21 protein-coding genes and 1 pseudogene are annotated in these 23072 nt (G+C 41.5%); 10 read left to right on the forward strand and 12 right to left on the reverse strand.

The window, feature by feature from the left end:
• Positions 1-31 precede the first annotated feature (31 nt).
• On the forward strand, positions 32-1117 hold the full coding sequence (locus HUS61_RS07395; protein ID WP_175081686.1) for a methyl-accepting chemotaxis protein: 1086 nt from the start codon (positions 32-34) through the stop codon (positions 1115-1117).
• A 77-nt stretch (positions 1118-1194) separates the two neighbouring features.
• Here the strand turns inward: HUS61_RS07395 and HUS61_RS07400 are convergent, their stop codons facing one another.
• Positions 1195-2406, reverse strand: a complete 1212-nt coding sequence (locus HUS61_RS07400; RefSeq protein ID WP_282658781.1) for a sugar efflux transporter — start codon at positions 2404-2406, stop codon at positions 1195-1197.
• Between the two features lie 226 nt (positions 2407-2632).
• Between HUS61_RS07400 and HUS61_RS07405 the strand changes: the two genes are divergently transcribed.
• Both HUS61_RS07405 and HUS61_RS07410 read left to right on the forward strand, forming a co-directional pair.
• Positions 2633-4147, forward strand: a complete 1515-nt coding sequence (locus tag HUS61_RS07405; RefSeq protein ID WP_175081687.1) for a catalase — start codon at positions 2633-2635, stop codon at positions 4145-4147.
• A 133-nt stretch (positions 4148-4280) separates the two neighbouring features.
• A pseudogene (locus tag HUS61_RS07410) lies at positions 4281-4685 on the forward strand (ankyrin repeat domain-containing protein); the annotation flags it as partial.
• Positions 4686-4729: 44 nt separating this feature from the next.
• Here the strand turns inward: HUS61_RS07410 and HUS61_RS07415 are convergent.
• Positions 4730-7228 carry a S8 family serine peptidase gene (locus HUS61_RS07415; RefSeq protein ID WP_175081688.1) on the reverse strand — a complete coding sequence of 833 codons (2499 nt, stop codon included), beginning with the start codon at positions 7226-7228 and terminating at the stop codon, positions 4730-4732.
• Positions 7229-7787: 559 nt separating this feature from the next.
• On the opposite strand from HUS61_RS07415, the gene HUS61_RS07420 reads away from it, so the two are divergent.
• From HUS61_RS07420 to HUS61_RS07440, 5 genes are all read left to right on the forward strand, one after another.
• Positions 7788-9302 (forward strand): curlin, encoded by a 1515-nt coding sequence (locus tag HUS61_RS07420; protein WP_175081689.1) that lies wholly within the window; start codon positions 7788-7790, stop codon positions 9300-9302.
• Between the two features lie 35 nt (positions 9303-9337).
• The gene (locus HUS61_RS07425; protein WP_055021612.1) at positions 9338-9730 is read left to right on the forward strand and encodes a curli production assembly/transport protein CsgE; all 393 of its coding nucleotides are present in this window, start codon (positions 9338-9340) and stop codon (positions 9728-9730) included.
• A complete protein-coding gene (locus tag HUS61_RS07430) occupies positions 9720-10145 on the forward strand; it encodes a curli assembly protein CsgF (RefSeq protein WP_054562528.1) in 426 nt (141 codons plus the stop codon). Before HUS61_RS07425 ends, HUS61_RS07430 begins: the two co-directional genes overlap by 11 nt.
• Positions 10145-10918 (forward strand): CsgG/HfaB family protein, encoded by a 774-nt coding sequence (locus HUS61_RS07435; RefSeq protein ID WP_175081690.1) that lies wholly within the window; start codon positions 10145-10147, stop codon positions 10916-10918. Before HUS61_RS07430 ends, HUS61_RS07435 begins: the two co-directional genes overlap by 1 nt.
• A gap of 112 nt (positions 10919-11030) precedes the next feature.
• Positions 11031-11408, forward strand: a complete 378-nt coding sequence (locus HUS61_RS07440; RefSeq protein ID WP_175081691.1) for a hypothetical protein — start codon at positions 11031-11033, stop codon at positions 11406-11408.
• A 137-nt stretch (positions 11409-11545) separates the two neighbouring features.
• Here HUS61_RS07440 and HUS61_RS07445 read toward each other — a convergent pair whose 3' ends face one another.
• The 4 genes from HUS61_RS07445 to HUS61_RS07460 form a co-directional block, all read right to left on the reverse strand.
• Positions 11546-12244: a helix-turn-helix transcriptional regulator gene (locus tag HUS61_RS07445; RefSeq protein WP_058584663.1), complete on the reverse strand. Its 699-nt coding sequence runs from the start codon at positions 12242-12244 to the stop codon at positions 11546-11548.
• 164 nt (positions 12245-12408) lie between these two features.
• Positions 12409-13917: a trehalase family glycosidase gene (locus HUS61_RS07450; RefSeq protein ID WP_175081692.1), complete on the reverse strand. Its 1509-nt coding sequence runs from the start codon at positions 13915-13917 to the stop codon at positions 12409-12411.
• Between the two features lie 9 nt (positions 13918-13926).
• Complete coding sequence (locus tag HUS61_RS07455) at positions 13927-15177, reverse strand: sugar MFS transporter (RefSeq protein ID WP_063701326.1); 1251 nt, start codon at positions 15175-15177, stop codon at positions 13927-13929.
• A gap of 101 nt (positions 15178-15278) precedes the next feature.
• Positions 15279-16286 carry a LacI family DNA-binding transcriptional regulator gene (locus tag HUS61_RS07460; protein WP_175081693.1) on the reverse strand — a complete coding sequence of 336 codons (1008 nt, stop codon included), beginning with the start codon at positions 16284-16286 and terminating at the stop codon, positions 15279-15281.
• A 263-nt stretch (positions 16287-16549) separates the two neighbouring features.
• Between HUS61_RS07460 and HUS61_RS07465 the strand changes: the two genes are divergently transcribed.
• Positions 16550-18808, forward strand: a complete 2259-nt coding sequence (locus HUS61_RS07465) for a TonB-dependent receptor (protein WP_054562535.1) — start codon at positions 16550-16552, stop codon at positions 18806-18808.
• A gap of 53 nt (positions 18809-18861) precedes the next feature.
• Here the strand turns inward: HUS61_RS07465 and HUS61_RS07470 are convergent, their stop codons facing one another.
• Genes HUS61_RS07470 through HUS61_RS07480 form a run of 3 tightly spaced genes read right to left on the reverse strand, consistent with a single transcriptional unit; the run spans position 18862 to position 20521 of the window.
• Entirely contained in the window at positions 18862-19485 is a 624-nt protein-coding gene (locus HUS61_RS07470; protein ID WP_175081694.1) for an SGNH/GDSL hydrolase family protein, read from the reverse strand.
• On the reverse strand, positions 19485-20009 hold the full coding sequence (locus tag HUS61_RS07475; RefSeq protein WP_138624998.1) for a DsrE family protein: 525 nt from the start codon (positions 20007-20009) through the stop codon (positions 19485-19487). Before HUS61_RS07475 ends, HUS61_RS07470 begins: the two co-directional genes overlap by 1 nt.
• 47 nt (positions 20010-20056) lie before the next feature.
• Positions 20057-20521, reverse strand: a complete 465-nt coding sequence (locus tag HUS61_RS07480) for a flavodoxin family protein (RefSeq protein WP_175081695.1) — start codon at positions 20519-20521, stop codon at positions 20057-20059.
• Between the two features lie 76 nt (positions 20522-20597).
• On the opposite strand from HUS61_RS07480, the gene soxR reads away from it, so the two are divergent.
• Positions 20598-21053: a redox-sensitive transcriptional activator SoxR gene (gene soxR, locus HUS61_RS07485; protein ID WP_054562542.1), complete on the forward strand. Its 456-nt coding sequence runs from the start codon at positions 20598-20600 to the stop codon at positions 21051-21053.
• Here soxR and HUS61_RS07490 read toward each other — a convergent pair.
• The 3 genes from HUS61_RS07490 to HUS61_RS07500 form a co-directional block, all read right to left on the reverse strand.
• Positions 21050-21496, reverse strand: a complete 447-nt coding sequence (locus HUS61_RS07490; RefSeq protein ID WP_250660866.1) for a DUF6795 domain-containing protein — start codon at positions 21494-21496, stop codon at positions 21050-21052. The genes soxR and HUS61_RS07490 overlap by 4 nt on opposite strands.
• A 65-nt stretch (positions 21497-21561) precedes the next feature.
• On the reverse strand, positions 21562-22764 hold the full coding sequence (locus tag HUS61_RS07495; protein WP_258535949.1) for a hypothetical protein: 1203 nt from the start codon (positions 22762-22764) through the stop codon (positions 21562-21564).
• A gap of 51 nt (positions 22765-22815) precedes the next feature.
• On the reverse strand, positions 22816-23067 hold the full coding sequence (locus HUS61_RS07500) for a hypothetical protein (RefSeq protein ID WP_138624994.1): 252 nt from the start codon (positions 23065-23067) through the stop codon (positions 22816-22818).
• Positions 23068-23072: the final 5 nt, after the last annotated feature.

Below are 23072 nucleotides of genomic sequence, written 5' to 3' on the forward strand. Positions count from 1 at the left end.
TAAGTATTAACCATATGAATTAGGAACATACATGTTTGTCTCTAGCAAAAGCCACTCTTTACTCCAAGATCAATACAACGCGCTATTAGCTGAAGTTGAGGCACTTAAAGCCGACAATCACGTATTACGTGACGAAAACGAACGCTTAGAAGCAAAATTACATCAGCAAGCTGATGACGCAGACCAACTGTTCCTTGCTAACTTATTGAATAGTTCGATTGAATGTATCACGCAAATTGAGGGCGTACGCCAAACTGTACTCGACTCATACCTTGTTATCGAAGAAGAAAGCCAAGTTACTTTACAAATAAGCCAACTACTAAACGACTCAAATAACGCCCTGCAACATATTGTCAGTGAAATGGCGAGTATGGCAGGCAAAATGGGCAGCATGACCAGTAACATTACGGGTCTGTCTGATATGGCCGATAGCATCAACACCTTTGTATCAACCATCTCTAAAATCTCTGATCAAACCAACTTACTTGCGCTAAATGCCGCAATCGAAGCTGCCCGTGCTGGTGAGGCTGGTCGTGGGTTTAGCGTTGTTGCCGACGAAGTTCGTACACTTGCAACCAACACCAATAAATCAGCCCAAGAAGTATCTGATCTGGTAAAAGAGATCATCAATAAAACTGGCGAAACGGTGACCTCGGTTGAAGATATCCAGCAAAATAACACTCAGCTTTCAACCAGTTTTGATACGCTAAACAATGACTATGGTTCTATCATGAATCACTGTAGCTCAATGAAAGAAACCATTATTAATGCAGCCACACGCTCATTTGTGCAAACCGTAAAACTGGACCACATTGTTTGGAAAGGTGAAGTTTACTCAGTTGCAAATGGCACAAGTAATAAGTCGATTGATGACTTTTCAGATCACACCATGTGCCGATTAGGTAAATGGTATAATTCAGAGCAATCAAATGGCTTCAAACAACATAACGCATTTCGTCAATTAGAAGAACCGCACCGTGAAGTTCATCGCAATGGGGTTGAAGCATTAGTCATGCTGCAAACTGGCAATAAAGACGCAGCTATTAATCACATTAATAAGATGGAAGCAGCCAGTGAACGAGTCATGCATTTACTGGATCAAATCGCTAATGGCTAATGGCTAATGGCTAATGATTAGTTACTCATAATCAAAAAACCGAGCTCAATGCTCGGTTTTTTATCTATTTAAGCTAGTTATTCAACTAGGCCTTCTTGCAGTACTGGCATAACAGCTCCTTGCTGCTCTTGGCGCTTTACATAGCTAAACAACATTAAGCAGCCAAGGGCTAAACTTGCAGCTATCATAGAGCCAAGGGTTGCAAACCTAAAACTATAAAACTGTGCAACAACCCCTGCTGCCCCTGCCCCGCACATAACACCCAGTTTAATGGCGTTCGTGTAAAACGCTGAGGTAAACCCTATTCGCTCGGGAAGCTGATCTTGTAATACGGTTAAGCCAATGCCCGCAAATATACCGTAAAATAGCCCATTTAAAACTTGCAACGCGATTAAATGCCATACTTGAGTGGCATAAAACACCCCTAAATAAAATACAATGGCACAACAAAATGCCACCGCAAGCATCGCAACTTTACTGTATTTTTTAGCAAGCTTTGCCCCATACAGCATGATAGGAATTTCTAACAGTGCCACCACACCCATAAACAGCCCCGGTGTATGTTCAGCAAACCCTAGTTCTGTAATGCTATAAAGCGGCAAGGCCGATGAATACATAATATTGCCCGTTGAACCAAGCATAATAGCTAAACCCAACAACCAAAATGATAAACTCGCTGCGGCTGCAGGCTCTCTGCCATGTTGTGATTTTTTAGCGCTGTAGTCAGGAATAAACTTAAATGCAAAGATAAGTGCAATCAAGGCACACACCGCAGCAAAGTAAAACGAGCGGCTAAACTCGCCTCCAGCGGCTAACAAATAACCAAGCGGCGGGCCGCCGACCCAAGCAAAGGAAATAGCCGCACGTAAACGGGAATTAAAACTGGTAATGTCGATGTTCTGTTGACGCCCCGCCCATTGTCTTGCCACGGTCATCATTTGCGGAATTGCCGCATTGCCCATCGCAAGAAACAACACGCCTGCGAGTAATACTTGCCAAAATGCAGTGGCATTCGCAAAGGTCACTAACGCACACACCATACCTGATACAGCCACCATAAATAACTTTCGCGCACTGGTGCCTTTATCTGCCATGCCACCTAACCACTGACTAATAACTAAGCCAGTAATGGTGACCGCCACCATATAAACACCTAAATACACGGGCGGTGTTTGCAGCCCTTCGACAATGAATAAGCTCATCAATGGGTTAACAAATGCCCCCATTAACCCGGTTAGCATACTTAGAAGAATAAAAATTACACCATGCTGTTTCAGCAATGCTTTCACTCACAACCCCACATTAATACGACACGTGAACAGATATTTAAAGGGCGCAAATTATACACAGTTTTAGCGAAAACTTCATTTTGTAATACAAATAAAATTAAGCCCACCATCGATAGTCAGAACCTATCAAGATAATAGAAACAATCAGTTTTACCAAACCAAAACACCTTCATATAATGGCTGCAACAAAACGCCAGTACCTTGGTGACTTATGAAGAGGTTTATTATGAAATTTAATCGCACACTGACTTTAAGCGCACTTGCTCTTGCAATCAGCCTTCCTGCATCCGCTGCTACACTTACCAAAGACAATGGTGCAGCTGTAGGTGATAACCAAAACTCTATTACAGCTGGCCCGCGTGGCAGCGTTTTACTTGAAGACGTTCATCTAATTCAAAAACTGCAACGCTTTGCTCGCGAACGTATTCCTGAGCGTGTTGTTCATGCTCGTGGTACAGGTGCACATGGTGTGTTTGTTGCCAGTAAAAACCTTGAAGACCTAACCATTGCTGCGCCGTTTGCACAAGCAGGCAAAGAAACAGAGGTATTCGTTCGTTTTTCATCGGTTATTCACGGTAAAGGTAGCCCTGAAACTCTACGTGACCCACGCGGTTTTGCTACAAAGTTCTATACAGATCAAGGTAACTGGGACTTAGTGGGTAATAACTTACCTGTGTTCTTTATTCGTGATGCGATTAAGTTTCCAGATATGGTGCATTCATTAAAACCATCTCCGGTTGATAACATTCAAGATCCAAATCGCTTTTTTGATTTTTTCTCACATGAACCAGGTTCAACACATATGCTGACATGGGTTTATAGTGACCATGGAACACCAGCAAGCCTGCGTAAAATGGATGGCTTTGGAGTGCATTCTTATAAAATGATCAACAAAGACGGTGACGTAAAATACGTAAAATTTCACTGGCTTAGCCAGCAAGGCATTGAAAACTTAAATGCTAAGCAAGTTGCTGAAGTACAAGGTAAAGATTTTCAGCATTTAACCCGTGATCTGTACCAAGAAATCAATAACGGTAATTTCCCGAAATGGGATTTATATATCAAAGTACTAGACCCATCTGAACTGGATGACTTTGATTACAACCCGTTAGATGCAACAAAAATGTGGTTAGGTGTTAAAGAGACCAAAGTGGGTACCATGACACTCAACCGTATGCCAGGCAACTTCTTCCAAGCAACAGAACAAGTCGCTATGGCCCCTGCGAATATCATACCGGGTATTGAACCATCAGAAGATCGTTTGTTACAAGGTCGTGTGTTTTCATATGCCGACACCCAAATGTATCGTTTAGGTGCAAACCACCAGCAGTTGCCAATTAACCGCGCCAAAGTAGAAGTGGTTAATTACAACCAAGACGGTCCGATGAACTTTGGTCATACCACCAGCAATGTGAACTATCAGCCAAGCCATGAAAACGTGCAAGAAAACCCAATTGCTCGTAAGGCACAGACTAAGCTGGCTGGCTATGTACAGCAAGCAGCCATTAAAAAGCAGCAAAACTTTGCTCAAGCTGGTGTGTTATATCAAAGCTTTTCTAAACAACAGCGTACAAACCTGATCAACAACTTAGCGGGTGATTTAGGGAAGGTAAAAGATAGCAAGGTAAAGCACATTATGCTCAGCCACTTTTACAAAGCAGACACCGAATACGGCATGCGCTTAACCAAAGCCGTCGGCGGTAACCTAGCGACCGTGAAAAAACTAGCAAGCTCACTTTAATTCACTCTCCCAACCTTGATGAGGAAGGCACGTCCTTCCTCTTTTTTTAGGAGTTAACTATGCGAATTTTTACTTTCTACTGCTGAGCCTTTTATTAACATGCAACCCAGTTAATGCTGATCAGCAAACAGACTCACAGACGCAATATCAAACCTTACTTGCCTATTATTTTGCTGCTGCGCGAACCGCAGAGAACGACATCATTGAACAATTTGTTGAGGCCGGATTACCAATCAACAGTGTTAATGAAAAAGGCTATACCGCGCTGATGATTGCCACTTATCATGGCCACAAACAAACGGTAAAGCAACTATTAGCATTAGGCGCCAATGCTTGCCTTGAAGATAAACGCGGCAATACCGCATTGATGGCCGCTATTTTTAGAGGTGAATTTAGCATCGCTAAAACATTAATGAAGCAAGACTGCGACACAGAGCATGCGAATAAAGCAGGGCAAACCGCCGAAGCATTTGCAGCACAATTTGGTCAACAGCATGTACTCGCTTTACTTACGCAATATAAGAAGGCAAAACAATAAAAAAAGCCCAGTGGGGAAACTGGGCTTTGAGCAGTGAAACAATGTTAGTCGAAGGACACTGTCACTGGGTTAGAACAAACAGTATCAGATACACAAACTTGATATTCATAGCTTGGTAACTCAGCTTTACGCTCTACATCGCGATAGAAACCACGATCAGCTACTGTTTCAAGTAGTTCACCATTACGGTAGATGCTTACTTGATCAGCCACAGTTTGCCAGCTTAAATCAACACGCATAGTACCTAAACGTGTTTTGTTAGCACGTTTAACCGATAGCTCAATTTCAACATCAGATACCACAACCGTTTGCGTGAACGTATCTGTTTGACCTTCGCTATCTGTCGCAGTTAGCGTCACTTCATAGCTGCCTGCTTGTGCGTAAGTATGCATAGGATCAGCATCTGTTGATGAAGCACCGTCACCAAAATCCCACGCCCAAGCAACAATATCGTCATTGCTATCTGTGCTGGTATTAGTGAAAGTGACATCTAAACCTGATGTTTCAAATGCAAAGCCAGCTTGTGGAGGCTGCGAGCTCACTTCACCAATAGCGCTAAACGTCAGTGACCAGCTGTTTAAAGTACCGGTATCAGCAGACAGTACATCTTTGACATTGAGTACCCAATCACCTGTCGCAACTTCGCCATTAAAGTTAGCCAGCGAGTAGCTTTGTACTAGATCATCAGCACCACCGCCAGATTGGCTGTGAAGTGTTGCAGTTGTTCCTTGCGGCGACGTTAATGTGACGATTAAATCACCAATGTAAGTATGAGTAATATCAATACTTGCATCCGTTGAGAACACAGTAAGTTCATCAGCTACAGTAATCACCGAATCAATACCCGTGTCATTGTTATCAGGAATAGACACTGGTGTTTCATTTGAGAAAGTAAAGTCATTTAAGCCAACAGGGTTAACAAACAGTGACGCACTGCTTTGTTTAGCTAACTCACCTGATGTTGCATCAACAACAAAACTATAACTGCCCCATGCTGTTGCTTCTTGTGTTGGCACCGTTAGTGTAACTACATCTCCAGGTACAGCTTCTGTTTGCGATAGTGTTGCGCCCGCTAAATCAGCTTGAAGTGCTAGGCTAACGACACCATCCCACTGGGCGATTGAACCAATTTCAAAGGTATATGTTGCAGTTTCACCAGCAGTAATTTGCTGTGAACTTGGCGACACTGAGATTTTGAAGCTTGGAGTTGGATCTGCTTGCTCAAGTGCTTGATTCACATTTAAGCGATTGCCAGACACTGTTTTGCCTTGCAGCGCTTCATTTTGGTCGCCGCTATTCATTAGCAACTCTTTAAGTTCAAGCGCTGATAAATCAGGGTTGATCGAAAGCACTAATGCAGCTGCACCAGCAACATGCGGTGTTGCCATTGATGTACCAGAATAGCTAGCGTAACCATTGCCCGGTACCGTTGATAAAATTGCACTACCTGGTGCGCCTAAATCAACACTTGTTAAACCCCATTGTGAAAAGCTCGACATGTTATCTCTGTTGTCAGTACTGGCAACTGATAATACGCTGTCATGCTCGTAGTTAGACGGATAATGAGGGTTTTGATCGTTATCAACCGCATCGTTACCCGCTGCTGCTACAAATAGAATATCGGCTTGTTCACTTGCCGTAATAGCATCTGCCAGTGCTTGGCTAAAGCCACCGCCACCCCAGCTGTTATTTAAAACACGTACATTTACGCCTTGGTTTTTAAGATCAACCATATAATCGATACACTTAATTGCATCAGAAGTTGAACCTGTACCATCTGCACTTAAGAACTTACAGCCCGCAATTGATACCTCATGGTTCACACCAACAACACCGGTGCCATTGTTACCTGACGCACCTATTGTGCCCGATACGTGAGTACCATGGCCTTGGTCATCCATTGGATCACCTGAGTCGGTAATCGCATTAATACCGTGCACGTCATCGATGTAACCATTACCGTCATTATCGATACCATCACCCGGAATTTCGCCAGGGTTGATCCATGCGTTATCAGCTAAATCTTCGTGGCTGTAATCAACACCGGTATCAATTACACCAACAACAACTTCGCGGCTACCGGTTGAGATTGACCATGCTTCAACTGCATCAATGTCAGCATCGGCGACACCACCTGTTTGACCTTCGTTGTGTAAACCCCACAACGAAGAAAAATCAGGATCATTAGGTACACTGGCAATCGATACACGGTAGTCAGGCTCTACATATTCAATAGCAGCATGGTTTTGTAGACGCTTGATAGCTTCTTTGCTGCTCATACCTGCAATTTTAAATTTAGCTAAACGGCCAGACAAAATAGCTGAATAGTTATCATCGACACCATCTTTGTTGATATCGCTGATGGTGGCTTTAACTAAGCTACGAGCATGGGCACGCATTGCAGCAGAGGTGCCTTTTTTATACATAACAAGTACAGAGTCTTCACTTGCACCAACGACGGTTGTTTTTGCTGGTGTGCTGATTTGTGCAGCACCTAAACATGGTAATAAGGCTAGGCTTAATACAGATAATTTAGTTTTCATATTTACTATCCATAATTTGTTGAACTGATCGAATCACTATGATCCGACCACCAAAGCTCATTACTTCTGAATGATGAATATCACGTGGCATATTTCATAAATGGCAAATTGCAGATAACAGGCAAGAAAAAAAATGATGCTAAGTTTAAATCCATACTTTTTTGCTGATTGAATCAATAAAAATACGTCCAATTCACACTTTTTTGTGAAAAAAGCACCCTTAATGATCCATTAATATTTCCCCAACTTTTTTACTGCTTTTAAATCAAAACCCATACTAAAACCTAAACAAACACACATAACTAATTGAAAATAAATAATTTATAAAAACCACAAAAACTGATGATTTTATATTATTCCAAATCTGTCTAAAGTAATTTTCTTGTTATTTGTACGACCTCAGAGTCACAACTAACAAAGTTGCTTCATTCACTTCTGATTGTTAGCTAACAGTTGAATATCACATAAATTAACCCGGCAAGGCATGCTGGTACATGGTTCTAAAAGAGAAAATAATAATTTTAGAGCTTTGATTAATAATAATTTAAAGGAAATAATCATGAAGTTAAGAAAGTCTCTACTTACCTGTGCAATTACTATTGCGTTAGGTTCAAGCTTTGCAGCAAGTGCAAACACAGATGATAAAACACAATCTAGCACTGAGCTTGCAAGCCAAGTTTCAACACTGGGTGTATCAAACTCAATTACCCTAGATCAAGTATCGGTTACCGGTGTTGGTAACGATGCGGTTATTGCTCAACAAGGTACAGGTCATCGTGCAGAAACTGTCAGTGTAGGTGATGGCAACATGGTTGAAGTAAGCCAAGCACAAACATCTAACTTATCTCTTATCTACAACACAGGTGACGATAATACTGTTTCGCACAGCCAAAACGGCACCATGAATGGCGCATTGTCTGAAACCGTTGGTGTTGGCAATGCTATTCGCGTTGAGCAAGAAGGTGCAGGATTCTTTGGTGTTAACAACGAAGCTATCAACGTCATGGTTGGTGATGAAAATAGCGCAACTGTAACGCAAGGTGATGGTGGCCATTGGTTCTACAACTTTGATTTACAGGGTAACAGCAACACAATCAGCGCAGAGCAAAGCGGCTTACTAAATGAAGCAACGTTTAATGTAATTAGAGGTGATGACAACAGCATCGAAGTAATGCAAGAGGGTGTTTTCAATGCGTTTACCTCTGATGAAGTAATTGGCAACGGCAATGAAATTACTATTGACCAAACAGGTTTCTTCAACAGCGCTGAGCTTACTTCGCTGCATGGTGATTATAACGAAGTTGAGTTTGAGCAAGATGGTGACTCTAACAGCGCATTAGTTGCAGAAATCACAGGCAATGACAACGAGGTTAAGTCTGATCAAGAAGGCAACAGCAACAGCTTTGAGTCAGGCGTGATTGTTGGTGATGGCAATACATTATTGGTCAATCAAAAGCATGACAGCAATACCGCTGGCTTAGATGCTATTGGCAATGACAACGAACTCACTGCATTCCAAAATGGTAACGGTAATGATGTGTACTTAGGTGCTATTGGCGATAGCAATGAGTTTGTTGCTAACCAAATTGGTGACGCAAACAGTGCTCACGTTGCTAACTTCAATGGTAGCGACAACAACGTTGATATTGCTCAAGGCGGCAATGAAAACACTGTACTAGTGCAGTCTTCATACCCAGACGACTCACTCTCTTCAAACGATAATGACATTGCAGTTAATCAGCTGGGTGACCTTAACGAAGCGGCATTAACATTCGCAAGCGTGCTTGATAGCAACAACAACCAAGTTGCTTTCACACAAGTTGGTGAACTCAATGCCATCGACCTGATTCTGGAAGGTAGCAACAACTCTGTTGATATTAGCCAAACAGGCTCAGAAAACTTTGTTGTAGGTATCGGTGAAAGTGCATTCTTGCTAGGCGGTGAGGGTAACTCACTGGTCGTTGTACAAGACGGCAACGCAAACCTTGTTGAAGGCTCAATGATTGGCTCTAACAGCACAGTTGTTATCACTCAACTAGGTGATGGCAATACCGCAACTGTAACCCAAGAATAATCGCTTAAGAGGGAGCCTTGCTCCCTCATTCCATTATGAAAATAAAAAACTTACTACGCATATGTTGCATCGTGCTTGCAGCTCAAAGTACGGCTAGTTATGGCGAAGACCTCGAAATCGATGGCTTAGTACTCGATAGAAGTATTAGCCGATTTGGCCATCAATTTTATTTTGAGTTTGCCAACCTATGGCGCGATCTACCTTCAACAGCAGGTTTTAATATCGAAATAAAAGAAACGGTATTACCCCGAGCGGGGACTCGACTTGTCTTAAAAATGAATAACCAAATAGTGTACGTCACCTATCTAGGACGTCGCTTAGAGCCATTAGATGAACGTGTAAAACAAGCCATGTATAGCGTGATGGATGCCATGGCACGCAGTCAAATGCAGCAATCAACACCCGATATGGCAAAAAATGGATGGTAAAATGAAATACTTAACAACACTAATAATAATCCTCTGCCCTCTTTCTAGTTGGGCAACCGAACTCGTTTATACCCCAATTAACCCAAGCTTTGGTGGCAGCCCATTAAATGCCAGCATGCTACTTAATAAAGCGCAATCACAAAACAAGCACAAAGCGCCGGTTATCGAACAAACCTACGGGGAAAAATTTCAAGATTCGTTAGAGCGTACCTACTTAAATAGAATGGTACGAGAAATCACAGATATGGCATTTGGTGACGAAATCGACGACAGCATCTTTAATGGTGACTCGACCTTTATGACAGGTGATTATGAAATTCAAATTATCACCAGTACCAGTGACACAATCACCGTTAGAATTACCAACACCTCTGATGGCACAGTGACAGTAATTGAAGTACCGAGGTTTGGATAATGAAGACACTCACATTAGCAGCAATGGTATTACTTCTGTCGGGTTGTTCATCAATGGGCAATTTAATCCCGCCGACCAAACAGCTGGCAGACTCTCTTGAGCCAACCGAAACATTCCAGGCTTTGCAGGCCCTTCCTCAACCAATGGGAAGCATTCCTGTGTCAGTATACTCATTTCGTGACCAAACTGGGCAATACAAACCACAGGCAAATGTAAGCTCATTTTCTACCGCAGTAACACAAGGTGCTAACTCTATTTTAGTGCAAGCATTGCATGAATCTGATTGGTTTATTCCGGTAGAACGCGAAGGTCTACAAAATATCTTAACTGAGCGTAAAATAATTCGCGCTGCGCAAGCCGAAAACGATAAGCTACCTGAATTACCACCGCTCACGACAGCTAAAATAATCTTAGAAGGCGGTATTATTAGTTACGACACAAATATCAAAACCGGCGGGATTGGTATGGAATACTTCGGGATTGGCGCATCAGAGTTATATCGTGAAGATGCAATCTCAATTTATTTACGCGCTGTCGATGTTCGCACAGGCCAAGTTTTGTTATCCGTTGCGACAAGCAAAAAAGTACTCAGCCAAGAAATGCGCGCAGGCTTCTTTCGCTATGTGAGCTACAAACGTCTTGCAGAAGCAGAAGCCGGATTCACCGACAATGAGCCTATGAGTATTTGCGTCACGCAAGCAATTGAAAAAGCGCTTAGCGACCTTGTATTAAAAGGTATTAACAAAGGCATTTGGTCTGCAAAAACGCTCTAATTTAATGAGTATATTATTGTGGCGCTGAACATCACAGCGCCCAATTTGAACTTTCTGCTTAATTATCCATCGAAATAAATACTTATAGCATTCAGTCAATTAGGTTTTATTTATGAAATGGATTACCTTCTCCAAATGCGCTTATTCTCTTATTGTTTTAGCCGCACTGATTACCCTGGTTATCACCATTGATAATTTTGACAGTTCAAAAAGCCTGCCAATTGGCTTTGTTTTATGGGGTATTTCGCCCTATTTATTAATGGCGTGGATGGTTGAACACAGTAAAACAAGAGTGACACAAATCGCCACGTTTATTGTCACTATTATGTGTGTCTTATTTGGTACTGTGACCTTAGGTTCAATCTATTTTTCTCATGATGCACAATCAGCACTGGTGTTTCTTTTTGCGCCATTATGGCAATGGCTGGGATTATTAATACTGTGTATTCCACTGTACTTTATGAATAAGCTCACATCTAAATCGAACTGAGGCTCGAATAATGGAAGCTCAACGGAAACACGATTTTGAAGGCTACTTGCTTGAAGTTGGATTTTTAAGCATCGAGCAAGTGCTAAACCAGCTTTAATAGCAAACACTACCACTGGGATTAAACTGGCTATAGTTTGTCACTGTGTATTTTGTAAAGACAAACTCACTGCCATGTAATTTTGTGCCCAATTAGCCAGCTCCACGCGGTTACGCGATGCCGTTTTCTTGAATGCACTGTACAGGTGGGTTTTAACTGTATGATCGCTGATATTTAAACGCTCTGCGATATCTCGATTACTCGCACCTTGGGCAAGTAAGTGAATCACTGATTTTTCTCGTTTAGTCAGCAAGCTGAGGTCAATATCAGTATTTACCGAATCGTTACTAGCATTAAATTGGCTGCGAGACATTGCAGACAGCATATGGTTAAAGGTAGTAGAAATACTCTTACGGCTAAAAAACAGCTCGCCATTGATCACTCTGACCAGCCCTGCAAAAATATCTTCAGGTGATTGATCTGCAAAAAACACCCCTTTAATGCCATTTAAAAGTAAGTTTTTTTCGCAAATTGCATTAGCGTCCGCATTAAAAATAACCACTAAATGTTGCTTAGCAAGTTGCACTAACTCTGCAGGTAGTAAGTCTTTCCAATGTGCGTCAGTGCTATCAATCAAATAAAGGTTAAACTCTTCGCGCATAGACTCTTGAGGCAAGCTTGCATCAACTTTCACACGCATAAAAAACGCATCGAGTATTTTAATTAAATATTGATAATTTTGACTGCGGTTTTGTAACCTTGGCTGTGTTTTTAGAAATACAGAAGTTGGTTGAATCATCTCATTTCTTCCTTGAAACATTTTATTCACAATACCCAATTTGGATACATGATTCAACCATTTATAAGCCTTTATTTTGGCAATTTACAACATCTTCAACCAATTTGGATGGCTAGACACTTAAGTTAACAGAATGTAAACGATCAATACTCACATCTCCCCTTTTACAGCGAGTCATCAAGTAGTTTGTAAAAACGTGAAGTTACACCATTCGTCCAACCGAATCCTTGTTGTACTGTGTATTCGCCACCACCCGCACGGCTAACTAATTCACACACATTGTATTTTTCAAGGAGGCACTTATCTTCTGCAAAACGCATTTCGATCATACTCAGCCAGTTTTTTATGATCGCCTGTGCCTCGCTGACAAAGCCATACTCTGTTAAACCTTTTACAGCGAACCATTGTAGCGGCGCCCAACCGTTAGGACTATCCCATTGTTGTGATGTGCTACACAATGTTGTCACTAAACCACCGGGTTTTAAAAACTCATTCATCAGTTTTTGCTTCACTTGTTGAGCTTGTTGTACAGATGCAGCGCCTACAAACAAAGGAACAGCCATTGCCATCGAATCGACACTGCTTTGCTGATTGAGCCTAATGTTGTAATCACGATAAACACCCGCCTCAGAATTCCAACAATAGGTATTAATTGCATCTAAGCGCAGTGTAGCCAGCTCAGCAATCGACTGGCTCTTTTGTTCTTTACCAAGTAAACGGTAAAAACGAGATAACGTATGCTCTAAGTTATACAGTAAGCTATTCAAATCAACCGGTATGATATTGGTTGTTTCAATGCTTTTTAAGTCATTATGATCACAAAGCCAACGGCTACTAAAGTCCCAGCCAGACTCGCATGCAGCGCGAATATGTTGAAAATAACTTTGTTGCTGCTCAGTTGTTAGCCCTTCAGCGTCATGTAAATCTTCTTTTAATGATTCTGGACGAGGTGTTGCCGCACTATCCCAATAGCGGTTTAAAATAGCCTTATTAGGCATTTTTACAACACGCCTAATAGCAGGCGTTTCACTGCTAAGATCGTTACAGCCTTGCATCCAAAATTGATACTCAGCTTCAAGTGCTTTTACCGCGTTTGCCAGCCAAGTTAAATCTGCTTCTTGTTTATATTTAGCGTCCCATAGCATCGCTATCATTAACGCCAAAACAGGTGGTTGCGAGCGAGAGCTATAATAAACTCGGTTACCATTTGGAATACAGCCATTACGTTCTTGTAGGTCTATAAAGTTATTAACCATGGCTTCAATGGTGGCTAGGTCGCCAATATCTTCTAGACCCAAAGCTGTAAAATAACTATCCCAATAATAAATTTCTTGAAAACGACCACCCGGTACAATGTAGTCAAACTGCAAGGGCATTAGTGAGCTTGCTAAATCTGTATCAGCATTGCGATGCAAATGCGGCCATAAATCAAGAATATACTGTTTAACCGAAGTGGTATCTAATTTCGCAGTCGGAATAGACTGATCAGCAAACAAAAAGTTCGACATAACAAATTCGCGCAGCTCATCACCTTTTAAAGGGCCTACAAGTTGATACAACTCACAAGCACTTTGCCAAGATAAATTTGGCACTGCATCGGCAAACATTTTTGAATCAGCAAACACTTCTGCTAGCTGTACGTCTTTAAATAATTGGCTATTAACGAAGTTCATGACAATCCCTTATTCTGCGCTTGAAGCCGCTTGATACTGTGGTTTTAGGGTAATTTTCTTAAAGATTGAAACGGTGATTAATAGCAAGGCTATTGGCACTAATGTGAGATAAAACGCATGCTGACCGCTAAATTTATCGAATACAAAGCCCGTAATAATTGAGCCTGTTGTTCCACCTAATGCTGAAAAAACCACAATTAAACCTGTCATAGCCGCATGCTTGTGCTTAGCAAGTGAACTCAGCATCACAGAGTTAAGTAACGGGTAAATCGGTGCCATAAAAAAGCCAATCAACGGCAGCATGTATGCTGCAAAAGGCACATCAAACACACTTTTCACTTGGCTACCATCAACATCGTGAGTCAAAGGCAGCACCAATAATACGAGCACCCCCATAGCGACCAGGCAGCCCATTAATAAACTAAACCAACTAATAAACCTAAGTACTTGCCCTGCTACCAAACGACCAAGCGCTAACGCAGCTGCAAACAAACTGGCAAGTTGGATACTGACATCAACAGGCAATTTTAAAACTTGGTTATTAAAGGTCGGCAGCCAAGTGCCCACGCCTTGCTCAATTAGTACATACATAAATGCACTAACAACAAAAATAAGCACAAGGGGTTGGTAAGTCAGCTTTAACATGTCAATAAAATCATGAAGCTGCGATTGCTGATTAGTTTTTAACTCTGGCGATTTTATTGGTGCCGCAAGCACAGAAACAAACGCCACCGCAACAATCGCTGCAAGCAAGTAATAAACATTCAACCAGTGGCTACTTTGCGGGTCATCAGCGTCTATAAATAACGCAAAAATCCAATAACCCGACAGCACGCCAAGCATAAACACCCCTTCAATGGTGTTTAATAACGCTGAATGTTTATTTGCATTATCAGTCACTTGACCAATAACAGAGTAAACAGAGATTTTCATTACTGCAAAGCTGCAACCAATTGCGGCAAAGAGCGCTTTTAATACCCAAAAGTCGGCAATGCTCGGAACAACCAAGCACATCACTGCAACCAGTAATAAAGCGCCAAGCATGGCAATTTTATAGCCTATACGAGGGATAAATGACGCCACTAAAAATGACACAATGGCAATACTAAGATCCTTAAATCCTTCAAGAACAGACGCCTGAGTTTTGCTTACATCTAAGCTATTGATTGCTTGTAAAATAACAGTGCCCACACTATTGAGCATAATAGCAAAGACAAAATAGCTGCATGCCAGCGCGATAGTTATTCTTATAGGATTCATTCACTTCAACCTATGATTATTTTTATTCAGTCTAGTTTAGCGCAAAACAAAATGCAAACGTTTGCATTTAAAATTACACATATTGCTAACATTCAAAAGGCTTAGCGCTGGCTCGACTGCCTATTTACTAGTTCTATTTCAACAACTTGAGATTCTACCGACTGCCCTGCTAACTGGGCTAACAACTTTTCAACAAGAATAACTGAAGCGCGTTGAGTATTTTGTTTAATACTCGACAAAGAAGGATGACTGATATCTGCCATGGCAATATCATCAAAGCCCACAAGGGCAACGTCGTTTGGAATACTAATGTAACGCTCTTTCAGGGCTTTCATCGCACCAAAAGCCACCATGTCACTACATGCCATAATGCCATCAAAGCACAGCCCTTTTTCTACCAACAATTGGTTAATTCCTTTATAAGCAGCACTACTAGTAATATCGATAGAAACCACGTGAGGAGTGGCTTTGGCTTCATTAATAGCATCTAAATAACCACGGTGGCGTTCACTAATTTCAGCGTGCCCAGGGTCACCTAAAAACAAAATATTTTTATCGCCATTTGCCAATAAGTGCTCAGTCGCTAGGCGACCACCTAAATAATTATCGCTGCCAACAATTGGGTAACTGCTGGGTGTTTTTGGATCGCCCCACACAACTAGAGGAACACCAGCACTCGCTGCAGCTTCAATATTTGCTTGGCTTTTACCTTGGCCGACCACAATAATGCCATCGGCGCGGCGGCTATTAATAAAGTAATTTGCCCAATCATCGCTGGCCATAAACGAATTAGAAAGTAATAACTCTAAGCCAAATTTATTTAGTGCTAAATTTATTTCACCAACAATTTTAAGTAAGAAAGGGTCGTTAATAGACTGTTCTGTATCACCATCGAGGTTAATAATAACCGCAACAACATTGGTTTTTTGGGTGCGAAGGCGGCTAGCAGCCGTGTTTAAACTAAAGTTATGTTTTTTTGCTAACTGTTGAAGCTTGTCGCGAGTTTCCTGTTTTATCAATGGGTTATCATTGAGCGCACGGGAAACTGTCGACGTAGAAACACCGGCTAATTTCGCAAGATCAGCTAACTTTAATTTTCTATCATTCATGATACTGAAACACTGCTTTCCTTTAAAACATATGCTGGCAATATACCACCATTTCGACCAAATCGCTGCGCCAAAGAGCATAATATTTTTTCAGTAAGCAAAACAGACCAACTCACCCTGTGGGTAAAAAAAGGACAAAAAATTGAAAAAACAAATTGCAAACGTTTGCATAAATCTTTATGGTTTATAAAAGCAAGGTGTTAACAATTGCAAAATATTCGCTAATACATTGCTTTCAACAACATAAAAAATGGGAACACACAATGACAACTACATACACACGCAGTGCGCTAGCCTCTGCAATTTTGCTAGCTTTGAGTGGCCAAACAGTTATGGCCGAAGAGCAAACTGAGCAACCAGCTAAAGAAAAAGTAGAACGAATTATTGTATCTGGTACACCTGCAGGTATTGGCGTACGTAAAATTGATGCTGGCTATGCAGTAACCAATATAGATGCAGATCAAATTGTTAAATTATCGCCAAAAAGTACAGCTGATTTATTCAAAGCCGTGCCGGGTGTGTGGGTAGAAAGCTCGGGAGGTGAGTCTGGCGCGAACGTATTTGTACGTGGTTTCCCTGGTGGTGGTGATGCACCATTCTTAACATTAAGCCTTGAAGGTTCGCCAATTTACCCTGCGCCTACTTTGTCATTTTTAGAAAACTCGTCGTTATTCCGTTTAGATGAAACAATTGAAACGATGGAAGCATTACGCGGTGGTCCAAACCCTGTTGTATCAAATGGCCAACCAGGTTTAACAACTAACTTCCGCCTTAAACGTGGTAGTGAAGATACCGAAGGTGTATTCAAATACACAACTTCAGATTACGACTTACAACGCATTGACGCTATGGTTAGTGGTGAGATTTCTGATGACTTATTCTTCATGGTGGGTGGTTATGTTAAAAGCTCTCCAGGTATTCGTGATGCTGGATTCACATCAGAAAAAGGCAGCCAGTTCACAATTAATATCACTAAAGAATTAGAAAACGGCACCATTAATTTATACACCCGTCAAACCGACGACCACGGTGCTTGGTACTTACCAACACCACTTAATGTTGACGGCGTTGACGCAAGCTACACGCAGCTGGGTACTTTAAATCGCCAAGCGACTATCTACACAGGCGCAAATAATGACGAGCAACAGATCGACTTAGGTGAAGGCCGTGGTTGGAAAGGTCATGTTTCTGGCGGTAGCATCAAACTTGAATTCGATAACGGTTGGAGCTTCACAGATCGCTTCAACATCACCAAAGGTGATGCAAACACGTACGGCTTAGTACCGGCAGGCTCTGCAACAACCGTTGGTGCGGTGGCTGATAACGGTGAAACAGCAACAGGTGCAGTAACTGGCACAGAATACGATGCAGACACAGCGGTTCAACAACTTGGTCGTTGGGTGGTATTAAAAGAAATTAGCGCATTCACCAATGATTTAGCATTTGCTAAAAAGCTTGATAACTTATCACTGGCCTTTGGTTATTACACAGCCAGCACATCAGCAAATGACTGGTGGAGCTTAGGTAACACAGCGTATCACGTCCTTGAAGCAGGCGGCGAAATGCTAGACGGCATCGAGTGTAATGCAAGTGTTGATGGTTGTGACTTCAACTACGATATCAACTCTACAGGCGATGCACGTACCAATGCCTTTTACACAACAGCTCAATATAAATTCAACGATGACTTTACGCTTGATGCCGGTGTTCGTTTTGAAAACCACGAAGTGGAATACTCGGTTGATGAAGGTCTTGATGGCGTAATCGACAAGTCTGTTCAATATGACGAAAGCAAAACATCGTGGACAACGGGTATTAACTACTCAATTAACGATGACATGGGTGTATTTGCCCGCGTAAACCGTGGTTACAAAATGCCTTACTTTGACGACTTCCGCGATAACTTTAGCGCATACGAAGGTGGTGAAAAGTTAATTAAAGAAGTAACACAAGCCGAGTTTGGTTATAAGCTATTAACTGATAGCACCGATTTCTATGCAACATTCTTCACTAACGAAGTAAAAGGTGACACCTTTGTTCGTCGCCCTGGTGTACCAGCTGAAATCTTAACCAACGAAGCATACGGTATTGAGCTTGATTATAACTACAACCACGAATCTGGTTTCTCAGTTAACTTAAACTCAACGCTTCAAGAAACAGAAATCACAGAAAGCCCAAGCAACGAAGGTAACGAAAGCCAACGTCAGCCAAAATGGCAAGTACGTGTAACACCAAGCTATGACTTTGAAGTAAGCGATATGTATGCAACCTTATACGGCACAATCTCAGCGGTTGATGATCGTTGGGGCGACAACGAAAACACGGTTGTTTTAGAAGGTTACGAAAAAGTAGACATAGGTTTAATTGTTGAGCCTATGGAAGGTATTAAAGTGCAATTAGCAGTTGATAACTTAACTGACGAGCAAGGTATCACTGAAGGTGACCCTCGTAATGCTGATGCACCGAATGGTCGTTACATTATGCCTCGTACTACACGCTTAAGCATTAGCTACGAGTTTTAAGCGATTCTCCCAAACCCCTTGATTTAAAGAATCAATACCCAAGCCACAGTGTTTTATAACCTGTGGCTTTTTTGTTTTACAATCAAGAACTGTAAGTGCTCTGCTAAAGACTTATGTGATTCAAGAATTAAATGCACACCTTCTTGCTGACTAGGCGTAGCGATTGCTGTGATATCCAAAAACAGAGTTTGCTGTTTCACACACACTTCAGAAAAAGCCTCAACTAGCTCGCTAGACTTTGCAGCCGCTCCAGCATAAATAGATTGATACGCGCCAACCTCATACACCGCCGGCGGGCTTAGTATCATTATTTTGGGCAATTCGCGGTGCAAATAGTAGTTTTTTATATCTAAAATAAGTGCTTCGAGGGCATTGGCAATATCAGCAGCCGACAGTGCAAAACGGCGCTTTAAATCATTCGTGCCGAGCTGAATAACAATCACATCTAAATGATAAGCCGCTAAGTAAGGCTCTAGGTATTTTATGCCCAGTTTATCACCACTGAAAGGCGGGTCGTTCACCAGTGTACGATTGGGCTGGCCGGCTTCAATAACTTGGTAGCCGGCACCTAATTTAATACCCAGTAAACTAGGCCAGCGCTCATCGGCTGCAAAGCGCTTACCATCGACGGGCGAAATACCATAGGTGTTTGAATCACCGAAGCATAAGATATTCATTAAAATGGATTCAATGTGTAACCTTGTTGCTGCAACTGTGCATGCGCCGTCATTGCCGATAACGCCATTTGCACACCAGGAATAAGCTGTTGCTGCTTTACCTTCATGTGCGTTGCAGACTGCCCACACACATACACAACGGTATTATGTGCCAACAATTGTGAGATCAATTGCTGATTTTTATTGTCACTGTCAAAGCGCTGTTTATAAAAACTGTTTTCCAGTACATCAACACTTGCGCCACCATGCACAACTAAAGCAAGTTGAATGTTCTCAGGCTTCACACCATGGGCTATATGCATATTAATGAACCGGGCTAATGAGTTCATTTTGTTATTCTGCGCCCCTTTTTCTGCCGCATCAGCTACATCAAATGCCACTTTAAAAACCGTTTGATCAGAGATTGGTGCATGGTTTGGCACATCATAATAAAAACCAAAACCTTTGATAGCAGGCTCAGCTTGCTCTGCATGACTAAACGAAGATAATAAGGCTAAAGATAAACCTAACAGTGTTGATTTCATAAAAGTTCCTGTTGTTTTTTACTCTAGCCTACCTTGTTTAAACCCGTTTAACTAGCATCAATATGTTGGTGCGCTTTAAAGGTCATGCCTAAGTAATTAAAGGTGTTTTTAAACATCTCGATAAACGCGTTAGGTGCGTGAGCAGATCCTGCATTTGAGAGCAATGAAAACTGCTTTTCACGCAGTGTTCTCAGTTTTGGCCTGAGTGTTTCATCATCCATGTAATCAGTGATCCGGTCTAAAAACGCTTTAAACTGCGGTGTGGTGTTATACCAATACACAGGTGATGCCAGCACCCAGTGTTGATAATTCAACAGCGCTTCAAATACCGTATAAAAATCATCATTTTTATATTGCTTATCGTAGCAATAAGGCGAGATAACATAGTCATCTAGACATACCACATCACCACCATATTGCGCTTTATAATCATTAACTTGTAAACTCGTATTACCCTTTTTTCGCGCACTTGAATAAATAATTACCGTATTTGTTATTGGTTTTTGTTGCATGACTATCACTCCTTTTTTATGATGTGCGCAGCGTAAAACCTCAAGCTAACTTTAGGTCAACACCTTGGAGCAAATTATGTCAGATAAGAAACTTATTGATGCAAACCTAGCGGTTGGCTTTGTGGCAAAACGCAGTGGCGTAAAAGTTTCGACCTTGCATTTTTATGAGTCGAAAGGGCTTATTCGCAGCTGGCGTAATAACGGTAACCAGCGCCGCTATAAACCCGATGTATTGCGCCGAATTGCCGTAATAAAAGCTGCGCAAACCATGGGGATAACTCTTGAAGACATTAAACAAACGTTAAGCACCCTACCCGAGCAACGCACACCCACTAAACAAGATTGGGCAGCTCTTTCAAAGGTATGGCAAACTCAACTAGATGAACGAATTCAATACATGCAGCGTTTACGCGAGCGCGTTAACGGTTGTATTGGCTGCGGCTGTTTATCAATGGCAAAATGCCCTATCTACAACAAAGACGACTATTTAGGTGAAGAGCACAGCGGCGCTGTGCTTTTAGAAAGAGATTAAAGTTTAACTTTGCTCAGCTCACACATACCGTAAATAGCAAACGTATGCTCAGGCGCCTCCGCTATTTGAATATCAACTGTTTGCGGGCTTTTTGAGAGCTCGCAAACAAGATCGCTAAGCAACCCTTTAAGAGTATTACTATTTTCATGGATTGAAATACTTGTATACCAAAGCACAATACCTTCTGGAGTGCCATTTTCAAGGTAGATATGTTGAATAAGCGAGTCATTATCAAACATATTTGCAGGCTTGGCCGTTCTTATTAGCTTTTCATCAAAGCGAAAGCGGCCATTCTCATCAGTTATCGTCTCATCAATATATTCTTTACCATAAGTAAGCGAACGGATTACTTTTTGCTTTGCTACCGGCTTACCATTATCAAGTAAAACCCCTTGAACTAGAGCCGATAACAAAAAATCACTTTTATTGAACAAACCAAACATGCCTGCGAATACCTCAGTTGAAGTAAAAAGAAAAATAGCGACAAATGCTAACCTAACAAAGTTCACTACCACACGGCTTCTCTATTCACTTGGCAATCGACTGGATCTAAATAAGGTTTTAGCTCCTCAGGGAATCCGTGCTTTTCGGTTATGTCTTTATCAATTTTGAAGTAATGCTCTATCGATTGATATAAGTGAGTACCAAGCGGGATAGATGTATCCATAAAGGTCATGGCTGTGGCATATGCCAGTGAATCCCATTCACGATTTGAACCACCTACATAAAAAGTGGGCTTAGTGAAGCAATAATGTTTAGGGTATTTTAACGGCACCATGAGTGACACAAATACACGTGAGCCACCGCGGGCTGAACCGACATTACGCTCATTTGCGCCATAGCAAACAATGTCTTCGTACGGTAAGTAAAACGGTTTTCTAAACAATGTATGCGGAGTTTTTACAAGGCCAGTATGGCGATTAAAGTAAAAATTATCTCGGTGCGCTAATATGGCGCGGTGTTTTAAAGTAAAATAACCCAAACCAAAGAGCGTCACATAGATTGAGGCCATAATCCAAAAATATTCAAACCCATTCGCAATTAACGCATATACATGAAATAAGAAAACCATAAAAGCGAGTGTTTCAAAGAAAAAGCCAAGTGCTGTAAATAAGTTAGACCAGCCTCCGAACCATGAAATAGCCAACTGCTTACCATCATTCTCTACCCAATGCCCCTCAAGTGTTGAGCCACGATTAGGGGATTCAAGCTCTGCTGCATATTGATCAGTAAAACGCTTACTTTTAAAGGTACGAGTTTTAAAGCTGCAGCCATTGAGTGCTTCTGCTTTTTTTAATCGCGTTTCATAACTGTCTTGATGTAAATAGTCTCTTGGTAGTTGTTCATTATAGGTTTGACTATTCTTACGGTACCTACAACTATTTTCGGCTCTCCTTCTATTTTCTGCAGCTTTTTCAGGATTATCTCTTCTAAATTCTTCTAATAGCACCTCAGCTTCTTCATCTAACGCCAACTGTTTAATGGTTTTATCTTTTGCTCTTGTTGGGTCTCTGCCAGGGTTTTCGGCGCACCACTGGTTAATTGCGTTAATGCGGTTTTCTCTTTTTATTTTTTCTCTTTCTTCACGAGTTAAACCGTCGTTTTGTTCAGCAATATAGCGTTTAAGCTCCTCATCACTAATAAGGTTATCAATTAAGTCATCCAGATTACTTGATTTTACTGAGCTTTTATCATCGCTACTCATAGTCATTGCTATCTACATTCCTTGTTTTTAACCATTCCACTTTAAATATCTCAGACCCTAAACACCCACTGCTATTTGTCTTAATAAGGTTTTTGTTAATCGCTTCCAATAAGGCGTTGTATCAGGCTGATTTAAGCTTTCGTCAATTGGCAATTTTTCCCAAGGCTTAGTGATTTCTTCGTTTGCCCAGCGATTAAGGTTAGTAAGTGAGCTATATTCAAATTCATTTAGAGCAATATACTGTTTAAATTTTTGTGACGCTTCGATTGCGCTGGCATTCATTTTTGCGAATCTATACGAAATAGACATTGATA

This window comes from Pseudoalteromonas sp. 0802, from assembly GCF_013350085.1.
Lineage (GTDB): Bacteria > Pseudomonadota > Gammaproteobacteria > Enterobacterales > Alteromonadaceae > Pseudoalteromonas.